General features: G+C 63.2%; 16 protein-coding genes. 10 read left to right on the top strand and 6 right to left on the bottom strand.

The window, feature by feature from the left end; translation table 11 throughout:
- The first annotated feature begins 73 nt into the window (after nucleotides 1–73).
- Nucleotides 74–1351 (top strand): acetylornithine deacetylase/succinyl-diaminopimelate desuccinylase family protein, encoded by a 1278-nt coding sequence (locus K3756_RS01460; RefSeq protein WP_259990207.1) that lies wholly within the window; start codon nucleotides 74–76, stop codon nucleotides 1349–1351.
- Here the strand turns inward: K3756_RS01460 and K3756_RS01455 are convergent.
- Genes K3756_RS01455 through panB form a run of 3 tightly spaced genes read right to left on the bottom strand, consistent with a single transcriptional unit; the run spans nucleotide 1348 to nucleotide 4327 of the window.
- The gene (locus K3756_RS01455; protein ID WP_259990205.1) at nucleotides 1348–2589 is read right to left on the bottom strand and encodes an Hsp70 family protein; all 1242 of its coding nucleotides are present in this window, start codon (nucleotides 2587–2589) and stop codon (nucleotides 1348–1350) included. The genes K3756_RS01460 and K3756_RS01455 overlap by 4 nt on opposite strands.
- A gap of 56 nt (nucleotides 2590–2645) precedes the next feature.
- Nucleotides 2646–3497 (bottom strand): pantoate--beta-alanine ligase, encoded by an 852-nt coding sequence (gene panC / locus K3756_RS01450; RefSeq protein ID WP_259990204.1) that lies wholly within the window; start codon nucleotides 3495–3497, stop codon nucleotides 2646–2648.
- The gene (panB, locus tag K3756_RS01445) at nucleotides 3494–4327 is read right to left on the bottom strand and encodes a 3-methyl-2-oxobutanoate hydroxymethyltransferase (RefSeq protein ID WP_259990202.1); all 834 of its coding nucleotides are present in this window, start codon (nucleotides 4325–4327) and stop codon (nucleotides 3494–3496) included. The genes panC and panB overlap by 4 nt, the downstream gene beginning before the upstream one ends.
- Nucleotides 4328–4471: 144 nt before the next feature.
- On the opposite strand from panB, the gene K3756_RS01440 reads away from it, so the two are divergent.
- Nucleotides 4472–5944, top strand: coding sequence for an ABC transporter substrate-binding protein (locus K3756_RS01440; protein ID WP_259990200.1), 1473 nt, complete (start codon nucleotides 4472–4474; stop codon nucleotides 5942–5944).
- A gap of 64 nt (nucleotides 5945–6008) precedes the next feature.
- Here the strand turns inward: K3756_RS01440 and K3756_RS01435 are convergent, their stop codons facing one another.
- Nucleotides 6009–7133, bottom strand: coding sequence for an acetoin utilization protein AcuC (locus tag K3756_RS01435; protein WP_259990198.1), 1125 nt, complete (start codon nucleotides 7131–7133; stop codon nucleotides 6009–6011).
- A 254-nt stretch (nucleotides 7134–7387) separates the two neighbouring features.
- Here K3756_RS01435 and K3756_RS01430 point away from each other — a divergent pair, with 254 nt between their 5' ends.
- The 7 genes from K3756_RS01430 to K3756_RS01400 all read left to right on the top strand — a co-directional run bounded on the left by K3756_RS01430 (nucleotide 7388) and on the right by K3756_RS01400 (nucleotide 13969).
- Nucleotides 7388–8335, top strand: coding sequence for an ABC transporter permease (locus K3756_RS01430; protein WP_259990196.1), 948 nt, complete (start codon nucleotides 7388–7390; stop codon nucleotides 8333–8335).
- The gene (locus K3756_RS01425) at nucleotides 8332–9147 is read left to right on the top strand and encodes an ABC transporter permease (protein WP_259990194.1); all 816 of its coding nucleotides are present in this window, start codon (nucleotides 8332–8334) and stop codon (nucleotides 9145–9147) included. Before K3756_RS01430 ends, K3756_RS01425 begins: the two co-directional genes overlap by 4 nt.
- Nucleotides 9144–10733 (top strand): ABC transporter ATP-binding protein, encoded by a 1590-nt coding sequence (locus tag K3756_RS01420; RefSeq protein WP_259990193.1) that lies wholly within the window; start codon nucleotides 9144–9146, stop codon nucleotides 10731–10733. Before K3756_RS01425 ends, K3756_RS01420 begins: the two co-directional genes overlap by 4 nt.
- The gene (locus tag K3756_RS01415; protein ID WP_259990191.1) at nucleotides 10730–11728 is read left to right on the top strand and encodes a P1 family peptidase; all 999 of its coding nucleotides are present in this window, start codon (nucleotides 10730–10732) and stop codon (nucleotides 11726–11728) included. Before K3756_RS01420 ends, K3756_RS01415 begins: the two co-directional genes overlap by 4 nt.
- A complete protein-coding gene (locus K3756_RS01410) occupies nucleotides 11715–11927 on the top strand; it encodes a hypothetical protein (protein WP_259990189.1) in 213 nt (70 codons plus the stop codon). Before K3756_RS01415 ends, K3756_RS01410 begins: the two co-directional genes overlap by 14 nt.
- Nucleotides 11924–13300, top strand: coding sequence for a tetratricopeptide repeat protein (locus K3756_RS01405; RefSeq protein WP_259990187.1), 1377 nt, complete (start codon nucleotides 11924–11926; stop codon nucleotides 13298–13300). The genes K3756_RS01410 and K3756_RS01405 overlap by 4 nt, the downstream gene beginning before the upstream one ends.
- Nucleotides 13301–13372: 72 nt before the next feature.
- On the top strand, nucleotides 13373–13969 hold the full coding sequence (locus K3756_RS01400; RefSeq protein WP_259990185.1) for a DUF805 domain-containing protein: 597 nt from the start codon (nucleotides 13373–13375) through the stop codon (nucleotides 13967–13969).
- Between the two features lie 10 nt (nucleotides 13970–13979).
- Here the strand turns inward: K3756_RS01400 and K3756_RS01395 are convergent, their stop codons facing one another.
- The gene (locus tag K3756_RS01395; protein ID WP_259990183.1) at nucleotides 13980–14672 is read right to left on the bottom strand and encodes a fumarylacetoacetate hydrolase family protein; all 693 of its coding nucleotides are present in this window, start codon (nucleotides 14670–14672) and stop codon (nucleotides 13980–13982) included.
- 67 nt (nucleotides 14673–14739) lie between these two features.
- Nucleotides 14740–15558: a sulfotransferase family protein gene (locus K3756_RS01390; RefSeq protein ID WP_259990181.1), complete on the bottom strand. Its 819-nt coding sequence runs from the start codon at nucleotides 15556–15558 to the stop codon at nucleotides 14740–14742.
- Between the two features lie 144 nt (nucleotides 15559–15702).
- Between K3756_RS01390 and K3756_RS01385 the strand changes: the two genes are divergently transcribed.
- A complete protein-coding gene (locus tag K3756_RS01385; RefSeq protein WP_259990179.1) occupies nucleotides 15703–17280 on the top strand; it encodes a beta-1,6-N-acetylglucosaminyltransferase in 1578 nt (525 codons plus the stop codon).
- The last annotated feature ends 6 nt before the right edge of the window (nucleotides 17281–17286 follow it).

Below are 17286 nucleotides of genomic sequence, written 5' to 3'. Positions count from 1 at the left end.
ATTTCACACTTGCGCCGGGTCAGGGATGCGCAATGATACGAACGCACGGCCCATTGGCTAGAGGACACCGCTCATGGATACCGCCCTTTCGCGCACCATCCGCACCCGGCGAGACGCGCTGATCGCCCTGACGCAAGATCTGATCCGCATCCCGACGCTCAATCCGCCGGGTCAGGATTATCGCGCCATCTGCGAATACCTCGATACCCGCCTTTCGGCGCATGGATTCGACACCGAACTGATCCGCGCTCACGGCACGCCGGGCGACAGCGACACATACCCCCGCTGGAACATCATCGCGCGGCGCACCGGTGCACATCCGGGCGACTGTGTGCATTTCAACAGCCATACCGACGTCGTCGAAGTCGGCGCGGGCTGGAGCTTTGACCCCTTTGCCGCCACGCTGCACGACGGGCGCATCTACGGGCGTGGCGCCTGCGACATGAAAGGCGGATTGGCAGCATCGATCATCGCCGCCGAAGCGTTCATCGAAACCCACCCCGACTTCTCCGGCAGCATCGAAATCTCGGGCACCGCGGACGAAGAAAGCGGCGGCTACGGCGGCGTCGCCTATCTCGCGGAGCGCGGATATTTCGACCCCGCCCGCGTGCAACACGTGATCATTCCCGAACCGCTGAACAAGGACCGCATCTGCCTTGGCCATCGCGGCGGCTGGTGGGCCGAAATCGAAACCAAAGGCGAAATCGCCCACGGCTCGATGCCTTTTCTGGGCGACTGCGCCGTGCGCCATATGGGGGCCGTCCTGTCCGAATTCGAGGACAAGCTTTTCCCTGCCATGGCGCAGCGCACAACCGACATGCCCGTCGTACCCGAAGGGGCGCGGCAATCCACCATGAACATCAATTCGATCCACGGCGGCCAGAAAGAACAGGACGACGATTTCACCGGCCTGCCCGCGCACTGTGTCCCCGACAGCTGCCGCATCGTGATCGACCGCCGGTTTCTGGCCGAAGAACCGATCGAACAGGTCCGCGACGAAGTGACCAACCTGCTCGAAGGTCTGCGCGACACACGGCCCGATTTCGACTATGAACTGACAGAGCTCAACGCCGTGCTGCCCTCCATGACCGACAGGCAGGCCCCGATTGTCACCACCGTCGCTGCCGCGATCGAAGACGTGATCGGCACGGCACCGCAATACGTGGCCTCGCCCGGTACCTATGACCAGAAACACATCGACCGCATCGGCAAACTGAAGAACTGTATCGCCTATGGTCCGGGCGTTCTGGAGCTGGCACACAAACCGGATGAATGGATCGGCGTGGATGATATGCTCGACAGCGCCTGCGTCATGGGCGCCACGCTCGAGACACTATTGCTGGGCCGTTAGGCGAACGCCGCTTCCGCATTCAGCGCCAGACCATCGATGATGGCGGTCAGCGCCGCGCCGCGGTGCAAACGGGCCGTCGCGAACCGCGCCCTGAGCGCGCGCTCGATCACCTGCATCAGGCTCGACCCGCCCACGAAAATCAGATGTGTCACCGCGTCCACCGGCAGGCCCGCCGCGGCCACGGTATCGACAGCCGCCTGCGACACCTCCTCCGCCAGCGGTCTCAGGCTCCGGTCCAGATCGGCGTCCGTCACCGGGGCGGCCAGCCCGCGTTCCACTTCCGCAAGGTCGATCACACCGGCACCGGCGCCATTGGCGGCAATCTTGCCCGCTTCCACCGCAAACGCGATATCGTGGCCCAACTCGTCGGCCAGCACCGACACCAGCCGCCCCAGCTTGACAGGTTCGGCCGCGTATTGCGCCAGATCCTTGGCCAGCCGCCGCGCCTCGGGGGCATAGAGAAAGGGAATTTTCTGCCAGGTTGCCAGATCGTTGAAGATCGTCGCCGGAGCCGTGTGCGTGTCGCTGCCAAAGGCGTGTTTGATCTGACTGCCGCGCCCCAAATGGGTCATCACATGATTAATGCTCAGCGTGCGGTCAAAGTCGGTCCCGCCGATGCGCACCCCGTTGCTGGCCAGAATATCGATCCCCGCGTCACCGTTCCGGAACAGGGTAAAATCCGACGTACCACCCCCGATGTCCACCACCAGCCCCAGATCGCCCGGGGCCAGCACACCCCGGTTGGCCAGCGCCGCCGCTTCGGGCTCGGGCATGAACCGGACATCGTCAAAGCCTGCCGCCAGATAGCAATCGCGCAGGTCAATCTCGGCCTGCGCATTGCGCGTGGAATCCGCCGAATGAAACCGCACCGGTCGGCCCGACAGAACCTTGTCGTAGGGCTCGCCTGTGGCCGCTTCGGCACGGCGCTTGATCTCGCGCAGGAACCGCGCGGTGATCTCGATGAAATCGATCCGTTCGCCCAGCAGGTTCCGCGTCTCGCGCATCAATGCAGTGCCCAGAAGGCTCTTGAGCGCGCGCATGTAGCGGCCCTCGTCCCCTGCCAAAAGCGCCGCCCCTGCGGGCGATCCGACACTCATCCGCCGCGCGTCAAAGTCGAAAAACACCGCCGTTGGCAAGGTCTGCGCCGCGGGCTCCAGCGGGATGATGAAGGGGATGCCGTCGCGCATCACAGCGGCCGCAGAATTGGACGTTCCGAAATCTACACCCAGTACCGCCATGCTCCGCTCCCTCGCAAAACGCGCGGTGTAACGTCAGGCCCGCGACAGCGCAATGCTCAGGCGGGCGTCACGTCGATGTTGTCGATCAACCGCACACCCGCCATCCACACGGCGGCGAACAGGCGGGCGGGCACCTCGGCACGCTCCAGCAGGTCGAGCGTGTCATTGCGGCGCAGCTCGAGATAGTCGATCTCGCCAAACCCCGCCGCGTCCAGCCGCCTGCGGGCATCAGAAAGCAGATCTGCCACCAAGGCCCCGGCGCTCAGCGCGTCGCCCATATCCTCCATTACCTCGTACAACGTTGCGGCACGCGCGCGTGCGCGGTCCGACAGCAAAAGATTGCGCGATGACATGGCCAGACCGTCAATCTCGCGGATGGTCGGGCAGCCGATCACCTCCACCGGAATGTCCAGATCACGGGCCATCCGCCGCACGACCTGCAACTGCTGAAAATCCTTTTCGCCGAAGAATGCAAAATCGGCAGAGGTCTGCAGAAACAACTTGGCGACGACGGTCGCAACACCGTCAAAATGCCCGGCCCGATGCGCACCGCACAGAATATCGGTCATGCGGGTCACGCTGACGTTGGTGGCAAAGCCCTCCGGGTACATCTGTGCGCCGTCCGGCACGTAGATGGCATCGACCCCGAAACGCTCGAGTTTGCGCGCATCCTCATGCTCGGTGCGGGGATAGTTCTTCAGGTCTTCGGGATTGTTGAACTGCTTGGGGTTGACGAAAATGGTGACGATAACACGGTCCGCCGTGGATTTCGCCCGCGCCACAAGGCTCAGATGGCCATCGTGCAACGCGCCCATCGTGGGAACCACCCCGATCGTCTCTCCGGCGCGTCGCCAACCGGCGGTCATTGCCCGCAGCTCCGCGCGCGTCCGAACGATCGGCGCGCTCATTTGCGCGGTTCCGGTGCCGTATCGGCAAAGACATGCTCGGGGCCGGGAAAGCGCCGTGCGCGCACATCCTCGGCATAGGCCGCAATCGCATCGGCACCTGTCGCGCCCAGCTCTGCGTAGCGCTTGACGAATTTTGCTTTGAACGCCGTGAACAGACCCAGCATATCGTCCACGACAAGGATCTGGCCGTCGCATCCCGCCGACGCGCCGATCCCGATCGTGGGAATATCGACGGCGGCAGTCACGGCATCGGCCAGCGTTTGCGGCACTTTTTCCAGCACCACCGCAAAAGCCCCGGCCGCAGCAACGGCCTTTGCATCGGCCATCATCGCATCCCCGGCAGCACCGCGCCCTTGGACCTTGTAGCCGCCCAGCGTGTTGATCGACTGAGGTGTCAGACCCACATGCGCCATAACGGGAATGCCGCGGGCCACCAGAAACGCTATTGTTTCGGCCATGGCCACGCCCCCCTCGAGCTTGACGGCACCCGCGCCGGTTTCGGCCATCAGGCGGGCGGCATTGTCAAAAGCCTGCTCGCGGCTGCGCTCATAACTGCCGAAGGGCATGTCGATGACCATCATCGCACCGCTCAGCCCCCGCGCGACGGCCTGGCCGTGCAGGATCATCATTTCCATCGTCACACCCAGCGTCGATGGCAGACCGTGCAGCACCATTCCTACGCTGTCACCCACCAGCACAAAGTCGCAATGCGGGTCCATCATCTGCGCCATGGGCGTGGTGTAGGCAGTCAGACTGACCAGGGGAACGCCACCTTTTCGGGCCCGGATATCGTCCGGCAGAGGGGCTTTCTTGGGGGCGGTGGCGCTCATGATCGCGACCTTTCGCTTGGTAAATATTTGCCCCGCTATAGCAGGCCACCCCCCCGTCTGCCACTGCCCGAATCCTTGCTAAACGCAACGTAGTAGGGAAAGCTGCAAGGCAGATCGCCAGAAACAACAACGGAAAAACCCGCCATGATCCGCAATCTGATCCTCACCACCACCACTGTGGCGCTGACTGCCGGGGCCGCTTGGTCCAAGGACGACATCACCATCGCCATCCAGCTTGAACCACCGCATTTGGACCCGACCAGCGCTGCCGCAGGTGCGATCGACAGCGTCCTGTATGCCAATGTTTTCGAGGGGCTGACACGCTTTGACCGGAATGGCGCGGTGGTTCCGGGGCTCGCCAAATCCTGGGAAATTTCGGACGACGGGCTGACCTATACCTTCACGCTTCAGGACGGCGTGACGTTCCACGACGGCAGCACGATGGACGCCGAGGATGTCAAATTCACCCTCGACCGGATCGGGGCCGAAGACAGCGCCAATGCGCAAAAGGCACTCTATGCCGCGATCTCGAAAGTCACCGTTGTGGACCCGATGACGGTCGAAATTACGCTGAGCGAAGCCAACGGCAACATGCTGTTCAACCTGGCATGGGGCGATGCGGTCATCGTGGCCCCTGAAAGCATCGACACCATCAAACAGACCCCCATCGGCACGGGGGCGTTCAAGTTCGACAGCTGGACACAGGGCGACAAGGTCGAACTGGTGCGCAACGACACCTATTGGGGCACGCCGGCGGTGCTGTCTGCCGCGACCTTCAAATTCATCTCGGACCCCACCGCCGCCTTCGCTGCGATGATGGCGGAGGATATCGACGCTTTTTCCGGTTTTCCCGCGCCCGAGAACCTGCCGCAGTTCGAAGCCGACCCGCGCTTTCAGGTGCTTGTCGGATCGACCGAGGGCGAGACCATCCTGTCGATCAACAACCAGCAGCCCCCGTTTGACAATCCACAGGTCCGCGCCGCGGTGGCCCATGCCATCGACCGACAGGCGATAATCGACGGTGCCATGTTCGGCTACGGCACGCCCATCGGCACCCATTTCGCGCCCCATAATCCGGCCTATGTCGATCTGACAGCCGACAGCGCCTATGACCCTGACCGGGCACGGGCCCTTTTGGCCGAAGCGGGCTTTGCCGACGGGTTCGAAACGACACTGCACCTGCCCCCCCCCTCCTATGCCCGGCGCGGCGGTGAAATCGTCGCGGCACAACTGGCGCAGGTCGGGATAGACGCCAAAATCACCAATGTGGAATGGGCCCAGTGGCTGGAGACCGTGTTCCGCGGCAAGAATTTCGGCCTCAGCATCGTCAGCCATACCGAACCGATGGACATCGGCATCTATGCGAACCCGGAGTATTATTTCCAATATGACAATGCCGCGTTCCAGTCGCTGATGGCCGATCTGAACAGCACCACCGATCCCGATGCCCGTTCTGCACTGCTCAAAGATGCCCAGCGCATGATCGCGGCCGATCACGTGAACGGGTATCTGTTCCAGCTCGCGGCCTTGTCCGTGGCGAACGCCGATCTCGAAGGGCTTTGGGAAAACCAGCCGACCCAAGCCAATGACCTTACGGCCGTACGCTGGGCGCAGTGAGAGCGGCGCGCGGGTTGGGGGCCAGCCCCCATCCTGCCTGACGGCACGATTCCCCCGGAGTATTTCATGCCAAATGAGAAAGGCGCCGGCGCAGATATGTCACCCGTGATCGTATTTCGGCGCGGATAGCGCCGGGTCGGGGAGCGTCCTGTAGGGTCGTGAACCAACGCTGTGGCGGGTTGCGTCCGCGTCTGTTGTTGTCGAACCGCAGACCCCGCAGAACGGTTTCGGCCTGTTCGGGGAGCCTTTCCGGGATGGGATGGTTGTTGAGGATCCCCCAGACGCCGGTCCACAACCGCCCGACCGTCCAAGGGTTGTACCCGCCGCCGCCCAGCACGAGGAGGCGCGGCACCCCCAGCGCCATCAGCGCCCGCAACAGTGCCCAATGTGCATTGTTGCTGAGACCCAGATGGGCGAGCGGGTCTTCCTCGACCCCATCGGCACCGCACAGGAACACCACCGCATCAGGGCGATAGCTGTCAACGAACGGCAAGATGAGGCGGTCCACGACATAGGCCATCTCGCTGTCGTTGAAGCCACGTGGCACTGGCAAATTGATCGCATTGCCGCCCGCGTCATCGTCAATCTGACCGGTGCGCGGCCACAGTCGTTCCTCGTGCAGTGAAATCATCAGGCATGCGTCATCGCCGGCAAAGCCCTGTGCCACCCCGTCGCAATGGTGCGCGTCGATATCGATATAGGCAATCCGCCGCACGCCGTGATGGCGCAACGACAGCATCGCCAACACCGGGTCGTTGAGATAGCAAAACCCGTTGGCCCGGTCAGGCAGCCCGTGGTGCGTACCGCCCGCAGGGTTGTAGATGGTTCCGCCGTTTGCCAGCAGCTCGCCTGCGAGGATGGAGCCGCCTGCCGCGGTTGCGGGGCGACGGAAAATCTCGCCGAATACCGGATTGGTGACGCTTCCGATATCGTGCCGCGCCAGATCATCGGGGGTGGCATGCTGGGTCGCCTCGACACGCTGCAGCGCCGCGATATAGGCCGGATCGTGCCAGACCTGAAGCGCCTTTGGCTTGGCCCTTGGCGACGTGATGAACTGCGAGCGCGGCAACCATCCCAGCGCCCGCGACAGATCCATGACCGTCGAGACTCTGGGCACGCGCAGCGGATGCCAGCGGCCGTAACTGGAGCCGCGAAAAATCTCGTGTCCGATGAAGAGCGGCGTGGCCATGGCGCAGAGATAGGGTTGCCCCGCGCCCCGCCAAGCGTCGGGCAAAGAAAAAGCGGGTGCCAGGGAAAGCACCCGCTTCACTCGTTACGTAAGAAATGAACAGCGCCGGGTCGAGGGGGTTGGATCCCGGCGTGGTCGTTGTAAATGGAACGTCACCATCCCCCGATTGGTTCCCAACTTTTTTCGCGACCGCCAGCAGCCCCTGTTTGTGCTTTCGCTGGACGCCTCCTGCCGCGCGGCCTAACGTCCTGCCTATGCTGCGGTATACGCTGAAACGACTGCTGTCTTTGGGGATCAGCCTGGCCATCGCCTCTGTGGTGATCTTTGTGGTGATCGAAGTTGCCCCGGGTGATCCGGCGTCCTTCATGCTGGGGCTGAATGCGCAACCTGAAACGCTGGCGGCCTTGCGCGCCGAACTGGGCCTCGATCAGGGCAAGCTGGCGCGGTATCTTTCATGGGTGAGTGGCATGCTGGTCGGTGATTTCGGCACATCCTACACCTACCGCACCCCCGTTTCGCAGATGATCGCACAGCGATTGTGGGTGTCCTTGCCGCTGGCGCTTTTTGCCTTGGCACTGTCGACGGCGATTGCATTTCCGGCCGGCGTTTACGCGGCGGCCCGACGCGGGCGGCCCGGCGACATGGCCGTGATGGGGGCCACGCAACTGGGTGTCGCCGTTCCGAACTTCTGGTTTGCCATGATCCTTGTGTTGCTCTTTGCGATCAAGCTGCGGTGGTTCGCGGCAGGCGGCTTTGCGGGGTGGGACGACGGCATCGCGGCGGGGCTTTATTCGCTGACCCTGCCCGCCATCGCGCTCGCCTTGCCGCAGGCGGCCATCCTGACACGGGTGATGCGGTCGGCGCTCCTCGATGTGCTGGGCGAGGATTTCATGCGCACCGCGCGGGCAAAGGGATTGTCCGCCCGCCAGACCCTGTGGCGGCACGGTTTGCGCAATGCCCTGATCCCTGTCCTGACCATCATCGGCCTGCAGTTTTCGTTTCTGCTGGCAGGCGGGATCATCATAGAGCAGGTTTTCTACCTCCCCGGTCTGGGTCGCCTGATTTTCCAGTCGATTTCGGCGCGCGATCTGATCGTGGTAGAATCGGTGGTGATGCTGCTGGTGTTCGCCGTGATTTTCGTAAACTTTATGGTCGATCTGGCCTATGCGGCGGTCGACCCCCGCCTGAGGGCGCGGGCATGAGCCGCACGCTCTTCATCGGTGGGGCGCTCACCTTTGTCTTTGTGCTGGCCGCGCTCGTGTCCTTCGTCTGGACACCGTTTGATCATACCGCACTCGATATCCCCAACAAGCTGCAGCCCCCCGGTGGCGACCACCTGTTGGGCACCGATCATTTCGGGCGCGATATCCTGAGCATGCTGATGGTGGGGGCGCGGACCTCGATCGCCGTGGCGCTTGTCGCGGTGGGCATCGGCATGGGGCTCGGCGTGCCGCTGGGACTGTGGGCCGCAGCCGGGCGGGGCAGCGTGCTGGACGAGGTCATCATGCGTGGCAACGACCTGATATTCGCGTTTCCCAGCCTCGTTATCGCAATCCTGATCACCGCCGTGTTCGGGGCAGGCGCGGTCAACGCGATCATCGCCATCGGCATCTTCAACATTCCCGTCTTCGCCCGCATTACCCGCGGGGCCGCGCTGAGCCTGTGGGAAAGGGAATTCATCATGGCCGCCCGCGTCGCGGGAAAATCATCCACGCGCATATCGCTCGAACATATCCTGCCCAATGTCACCAACCTGCTGATCGTTCAGGGCACCATCCAGTTCAGCCTCGGTATCCTCGCCGAAGCAGGGCTGAGCTATGTCGGTCTGGGTGCCCAACCTCCTCTGCCCAGCTGGGGGCGCATGCTGGCGGACGCCCAGACACTGGTCAGCGTGGCACCACATCTGGCGCTGATGCCCGGCTTCGCGATCATTGCGATGGTTCTGGGGCTCAACCTGCTTGGCGACGGGCTGCGCGATGCGTTGGATCCCCGGTTGCGGGTGGTGCGCACATGACGCTGCTGTCTGTCGAGAACCTCAGCCTGTCGATCCAGAGCTTCGGCATCCTGCACAACCTCAGCTTTGACATGGCCCCGGGTGAAATCGTGGCAATCACCGGCGAAAGCGGGTCCGGCAAATCCATGACCGCCCTTGCCGTGATGCAGCTGTTGCCGAAAGGCGCCTTTGTCGACGGGCGCATCGTTCTGGACAAACATATTTTGACGGAGCTTCCCGAAAGCGCCCTGTGCGACCTGCGCGGCAATACGGTCGGCATGGTATTTCAGGAGCCGATGACCGCGCTCAACCCGGTGCGCACCATCGGCGATCAGGTGGCCGAAACCCTCCGCGTGCACGAGCGCATTTCGCGCAGCGCGGCACTGGAGCGGGCCAGCGACACGCTCGACCGCGTGGGCCTGCCCGCCGATCAATTCCCCCGCGACCGGTATCCGCACGAATTGTCGGGCGGCCAGCGCCAGCGGGTGGTGATCGCAATGGCCATCGCGCGGCGCCCGGCGCTCTTGATTGCGGATGAACCCACCACCGCGCTCGACGTCACGACACAGGCGCAAATCCTCGACCTGCTGACGCGCCTTGCCCGCGAAGACGGCATGGGCCTGCTGATGATTACCCACGATCTCGCAGTGGTCGCGGGCATGGCCGACCGGATCATCGTCATGCGCGCGGGTACCATCGTCGAGCAGGGCAAGACCACGGATGTGCTGCGCGAAATGGCCCACCCCTATACCCGGCAACTTTTTGCGGCATCGGGCCACGCCGTCGAACTGCCCCCCCGCATTGGCACCAAGCCCGTGCTCGACGTGCGCGGAGCGTGCCGCGACTACCGCACACCGCGCAGCACGCTTTTCGGCGCACCGGGGCGCTTTCGGGCCGTCGACAACGTCAGCTTTACCTTGGCACAGGGCGAAAGGCTGGGCCTTGTCGGCGAAAGCGGTTGCGGGAAATCGACCCTGACACGGGCGCTTCTGGGGCTGGAGCCACTTCAGGAAGGCACGATAACGCTCGACGGTACGCCCCTCCAGACAGGCAATCGGGCGCAGCGAAGCCAGATGCAGGTGGTGTTTCAGGACCCCTTCGGCAGCTTCAATCCGCGCCACCGTGTCGCCCGTCTGATCACCGAACCGTTTCACCTGATGGACACACCGCCCCAGGGCGCGGCGCGCGCCCGTGCCATCGACCGCGCTCTGCGCGACGTGGGGCTGTCCCCGCAGGACGCAGGCCGCTACATCCACGAATTCTCCGGCGGACAACGGCAAAGGATCGCCATCGCGCGGGCCCTCATCATCCGGCCCCGTATCATCATCTTCGACGAAGCGGTCAGCGCGCTGGATGTCTCTGTCCGGGCGCGCATTCTCGATCTGCTGGCCGATCTATGCGCCGCCTATGACCTCAGCTACCTGTTCATCTCCCATGACCTGAGCGTTGTGCGTACGATCACCGACAGGGTATTGGTGATGCAGAAGGGCCGGATCGTGGAACAGGGCGACACCGAAAGCGTATTCACCGAACCGGCCCATCCCTACACCCGCACCCTGATCGATGCGGCCCCGCGTCTGCCTGAATTGAAAGGTCTGTCCGTATGACACCCGGCCCCCGCAACTGCCTGACCGACATTGCCGGCCTGAAAGTCGGCAGCGCACAGGATCAGACCCTGAAATCCGGCGCGACGGTCGTGACCGCCGACCATCCGTTTGTGGCATCGTGCCACGTGATGGGCGGCGCACCGGGAACCCGCGAAACCGATCTGCTCGCCCCAGATAAATCGGTCGGTGCAGTCGATGCGCTGGTGCTGTCGGGTGGATCGGCCTTCGGGCTGGATGCCTGTTCCGGTGTGGTCGACGGGTTGCGCGCCGCCGGGCGCGGATTTGCTGTGGGGCCCGCCCGTGTGCCGCTGGTGCCCGGCGCCATCCTCTTCGATCTGCTCAACGGTGGCGACAAGACGTGGCACGACAACCCCTACCGCGCGCTTGGCCGACAGGCCTTCGATGCCGCGACCGACGGTGACGTGGCACAGGGCAGTGTCGGCGCGGGCACCGGCGCGCTTACCGCGATGCTCAAGGGCGGTCTGGGCTCCGCGTCTCTGCGCCTTCCGGACGGGTCATTGGTGGCGGCACTGGTTGCGGCCAACCCTCTGGGCGCGGTGACCACCCCCGGCGACCGTCATTTCTTTGCGGCGCCTTTCGAGATCGGCGCGGAATTCGGCGGGCTTGGCCCCGACCCCGCAAGCGGTCTCGGCGCGCTCCACGCCAGCCGTAAACACGCCGCCATGTCTGCGCAGGGCAATACCACCATCGCCATTGTCGCGACGGACGCGGCGCTCGACAAGGCGCAGTGTCACCGCATGGCCGTCGCCGCCCACGATGGCATCGCACGCGCTTGCGTGCCCGCACACACCCCCCATGATGGCGATCTTGTCTTCGCGCTGAGCACGGCATCCCGCGACACCGCAGATCCGGCACTGATTGGCCATGCCGCATCGCTGTGCCTTGCGCGGGCGATCGCACGGGCGGTGTATCTGGCGCGGCCCGCACCGGGCGATCTGCTGGCCTGCTGGAGCGACATGAATGCCGAGCCCTAGTACCGACAAAATCCCCCTTGCCTCCGAACGCGACGGCCGCGGCCCGTCGCCGCTGCCGGACCTGCCGAGCGACTGCGCCAGCCGGTCACCCCGTGTGCCGCGGCTCACCACGGACCGGCCAAAACGGCGGAACGCGCCCGATGCAGCCCGCACACGTCTGCGCCACTTTGCCGATATTCTCGAGGGAGACGCCCCATGACCACCGATCTTTACGGCCTGCCGGTCAGCCATGCAGACGCGCCTGCCCTGCACGCCATCGACGCTTTTATTCACGGCTTTCTCAGCTATCACCCCAAAGCGACCGGTATCATCGGCGCAGCAGATGCCGCGCCCGACTGCCCGCTCGCCAACGCCTATGCCGCGATGTTGTGGATGTTCCTCGAAGCGCCCGTCGCCCCGCGCAAGGCAGCCCCCTACATCGAACGCGCCATGGCCGGACGCGCCACCGTCAGCGACCGCGAAGCCGCCGTGATCGACGCGGTCGCGGCTTGGGTGGCGGGCGATGTGCCGCAGGTCATCGAAATCTGCGACCGCATCACCGATGACTGGCCGCGCGATATGGCGATCCTGAAACTCGCCCAGTATCACCTTTTCAACATCGGCGATGCGGCAGGGATGCTGCGCATGGCGCTCAAGGCAATTCCGCACGCCCAGGACATCGCCTATACGCACGGCATGATCGCATTCGGCTATGAACAGTGCCACCTGCTGGACAAGGCCGAAACCGCCGCGCGCCGTGCCATGGCGCTCCAACCCGACGAAGCATGGGCCCATCACGCCATCGCGCATGTGATGCTGACCGAAGGGCGCATCACGGAAGGGGCGGCATTTCTCGAAAGCGTGGCCGACAGCTGGGCCCCGCTCAACAGCTTCATGCGCAGCCACAACTGGTGGCATCTGGCGCTCTTCTACCTCAGCCTGGGGCGGCACGACGATGTGCGGCTGGCCTATGACACGCACGTCTGGGGGCTGGCCAAGGACTACAGCCAGGATCAGGTGGGCGCGGCGTCCCTGCTGGCGCGGATGGACTTTGCGGGCGTCGATGTGGGCGACCGCTGGAAGGACGTGGCAGAACAAGTGGCGCGGCGCGGCGACGATCTGGTCAATCCGTTCCTGACCCTGCAATACCTCTATGCACTGGGGCGGACCGGCCGCAAAGAGGCCGACGGGCTGCTGCAGGCTATCGCAACGCGCGCCGGCGATCAAACCGCCTTTGACCACGCCGCGTGGGCCGATGTGGCATTGCCCGCGGCGCGCGGGCTGCGGGCGCACGCACTGGGCGACTGGAACGCATGCATTGCGCATCTGGGGCCGGTGCTGCCGCGCATGGCGGAATGCGGCGGCAGCCACGCGCAGCGCGATCTGTTTGAGCAGATCCACCTCGATGCGCTGATCCACGCAGGCCGCTGCTCAGCCGCACAACAGGTGCTCGAGATGCGCCGCACGTTCGATCCCGACGGCGTGCCGCTGAACCTGATGCTGGCCGATGTCTACTCCCGCGTGGGCCTGCCAGAGCTTGCGAATGAGGCACAGGCCCGCGCCGCGCAGACCGTACGGGGAACCGCCGGTTGAATCAGACTTGCATCGGCGGCCCTGCGCCCTAATCTGGCGCTTTCAGCACGGCATTTTTAGGAAAGACATTTCATGACAGAACCCACCGAATGGTACTATGCCTTCGAGGGCACCTCCAAAGGGCCGGTCAGCCAGGTGCAGTTCGATGAATTGATCGACGCGGGCGTGGTCCGTGAAAATACGTTGGTCTGGCAGGAAGGCATGGACGACTGGTTGCCGCTGGGCCGGCTGCGCAGCGCCAACACGCCGCCCGCACGCGCGCCCTATCTGCCCGACGACATCCCCGAGGACCCCGCCCGCGCCGATGCAAACTCGTTCACCGGCGCGCTCAAGGACGGGTTCGCCCGGTTCGTCGACTTCCGCACGCGGTCATCGCGCCCGCAGTTCTGGTGGTGGTGCGTCTGGTCCATCATCATCAGCGTCGGGGCCGCGATCCTCGATGGATCGCTCGGTATGTTCGACAGCCAGCCCATCGGCAGCCTGAGTTCTCTGGTGATGCTGCTGCCATCGCTCGCGGTAGGGGTGCGGCGCCTGCATGACATCGGGCGAACCGGCTGGTGGGTGCTGATCGCACTGGTACCGCTGATCGGGTTTTTCGTACTGTTGTTCTTCTTTGTGCAGAAATCGGAAGACAGCGCCAACCGCTGGGGGCCTGCCCCCCGCGGCTGATCGGCACGGCTCAGCGCGGGCCGATGGTCACTTCCAGCTCCGCGATGCCATCGACCCCGCCGGTAATCACGTCACCGGGCATGACAGCGCCGACACCGGCGGGCGTGCCTGTCATCACCAGATCGCCCTGGCTCAACCGGACCGACTGGCTCAGCGTGGCAATATGCTCGCGCACCGACCAGATCATATCGCCAATGTCGGCGTCCTGCCGCACCTCACCGTTCACCGCGAGCCAGATACGGCCCTCGCTCAGGCTCGGCACAGCGTCGATCGGCACGATGGGCGCAATCGGCGCCGAGGCATCGAAGGCCTTGGCCCAATCCCACGGGCGGCCCATCTTCTTGGCTTCCGCCTGCAGATCGCGCCGCGTCAGGTCCACCCCCACGGATGCCCCCCACACATAATCCATGACCCGGTCGGGATCGATATCCGTCCCGCCACGCCCGATGGCCACGACCAGCTCGATCTCGAAATGCAGATTGTCGGTCAGCGGCGGATACGGCACCGTGCAGGGCGTCTCCAGCGCGGCATCACAGGGTTTGGTAAAGAAAAACGGCGGATCGCGGTCGGGGTCATTGCCCATCTCGCGCGCGTGTTCGGCGTAGTTGCGGCCCACGCAGAAGATGCGCCGCACCGGAAAGCGGGCGGCCTCCCCGACGACACCGATGCTTGCCTGTGGCGGGGCGGGGAATACGTAATCCATTGTCTGTCTCCGGCTATGTCCGGCCGTTAGAGCGCAGCGCAATCCGCTTGTCTATATCCAGAGGGCCTCAATCGCCCAGCTTGGCGTGAACCTCATCCAGATCAATTTCGCCAATCGGCATCTTGTTGGCCGGATTTTCAAAATCGTATTTGAACAGATTGAAATCGCGTTTGTAGATTTCATAGACCAGATGCATCGACAGATCGTCAAAGTAATCCTCGACCGGATGGGCCCGTTTGGGGCCGTGGCCTTCGGATTCGTTGAACCGCGGAATTTCGGCCAGATCCACAGGATGGGGTGTCTCAATGGCGTCCAGCACATCGCGCATCCCGTCGTTGAAACTCTCCGTCCAGATGATCTTGTCGTAGTTGCCGCCGTTGACGATGAAGGTGCTGACATGGCCCGACATCGCGGACCAGTGGATGTCCGGGTCCATCGGGCGACGCCAGCGGATGGTGTCGCGGGCAAACAGCAAGAACCGGCGAAAGCTCTGGATCTGGTCAAACTCCTGCTTGCCATCCTCGCCGCCGACCTCGATCCCGTACTTCTGGATCAACAGTGGCACCAAATTGCCACGGTAACGCTTGCCGTTTCGCTGGATGCCGCAGATCTTGTCAAAGAAACTCGACAGGATGCGCGTATAGGGATTGCGCACGCAGGTAAACGCATAGGAGCTGTGGGCCTGCACATTGCGGGTGATCGGGTCCTGGCTCTGGTCCAGCGCCCACTTATGCATCCCGCCCTTGGCGTCGTGGATATCCCCGTCGAAAAACTCAGCGTGATCAGAGTAGTACATGATCTGACCAATGGTCGAGCAGGCGCACTTGGGCACCACGCGGTACACCACGCTTTCGCTTTCAGTCATCCAAGTTCCTGGAAAACCCATGCTGCTCAACTCCTGATCGGTCGACCCTTGGAACAGGTCTTGACCTCTTTTGTTACAGAAAAGCAAATAAATGCTGTTTATTCAATCGGTCTTCATCATTATCTATGACAACAATAATGCGTTTGAGGGTGAACAGTTCGCGATATGGCAAAAATCGCCTACATACTTCTGTGCCACAAAGACCCTGACGCCATCATCAAGCAGGCGGAGCGGTTGACGGCTGTGGGCGACTATATGTCGATCCACTTCGATGCGTCTGCAAACCCCGACCATTACAAACAGATCCGCGCCGCGCTCGACAAGAACCGCAATGTGACCTTCGCGCATAAACGCATCAAATGCGGCTGGGGCGAATGGTCCCTGGTCGAAGCGACGCTCTACGCCGTGCAATCGGCCGTCGATGCCTTTCCGCGGGCCACCCATTTCTACATGCTGTCGGGTGATTGCATGGCGATCAAATCCGCCGAATACACCCACCGCTTCCTCGATGACAATGACGCCGATTTTATCGAAAGCTTCGACTATTTCGAAAGCGACTGGATCAAGACCGGCTGGAAGGAAGAGCGGCTCATCTACCGGCACTGGTTCAACGAACGCACGCAGAAGAACCGGTTCTACGGCATGTTCAATCTGCAAAAGAAAATGGGGCTGACGCGCGAAATACCCGCCGACATTCAGGTCCAGATCGGCAGCCAATGGTGGTGCCTGCGCCGCCAGACCATCGAATGGGTGCTCGACTTCTGCGCCCAGCGGCGCGACGTGATGCGCTTTTTCCGCACCACCTGGATACCGGACGAAACCTTTTTCCAGACGCTCGTGCGCCACGTGGTCCCCGCCGAACAGATCCGCTCGCGCACGCTGACGTTCCTGATGTTCACCGACTACGGCATGCCGGTGACCTTCTACAACGACCACTACGATCTGCTGCTCAGTCAGGACTATCTCTTCGCCCGCAAGATCAGCCCGGAGGCAAATGACCTCAAGCGCAGGCTCGGCTTGCTCTACGCCGCGCAAGGCGTGAATTTCCAGATCAGCAACGAAGGGCGCAGCCTGTTCAAATTTCTCACCGGACGCGGGCGGATCGGGCGGCGGTTCTCGACACGGTTCTGGGAGACAGAATCCACGCTGGGGCGCGAACGCGAACTGCTGATCGTGGTGTGCAAGAAATGGCACGTGGCCAAACGGGTGCTCGAACGCATCCGGCAAACCACCAACGTGCCCGCCATCGAATATCTCTTCAACGAAGAGGACACGCCCCTGCCCGCCTTGGGCGGCATCCAGAAAACGCTTGGCAAACGCACCCGCCACCGGCGCGCGCTGATGCGGATGCTGTTCGACTATTTCGAAACCGACCGCCTGATCGTCTGTATGGATCCCAGCAATCTGGACCTGCTGAACGATTTCGCCTCCGACCGGTCGGTGACCCGCATTCTCGAAATCGAGTGCAACTTTACCGATGACTATCTGATCGGGCACGCCATGCGCGTGGGCCTTGCGGGCGAACACACGACACAGGAAACGCTGCAACGGCTTTTGCCGACCATCCGCAACGACATGGTCTTTGAAAGCGACGCCATCCGCGACGCCCAATTCGAAAACCACGGGCGCATGCGCGAGTTGGCGGATCCCGACGAAAACGCGGACGTCCTGTCAAAGTTTCTCAGCATCAGCACCGACAAGGCCCAAGAAATCGCCAAGACCGACTATCTCTTTTCCGACTAAGGAGCG

It is taken from the genome of Sulfitobacter sp. S190 (genome assembly GCF_025141935.1).
GTDB lineage: Bacteria > Pseudomonadota > Alphaproteobacteria > Rhodobacterales > Rhodobacteraceae > Sulfitobacter.
Note: the sequence above shows the minus strand (reverse complement) of the source record. Positions and strands in the feature narration are given on the sequence as shown.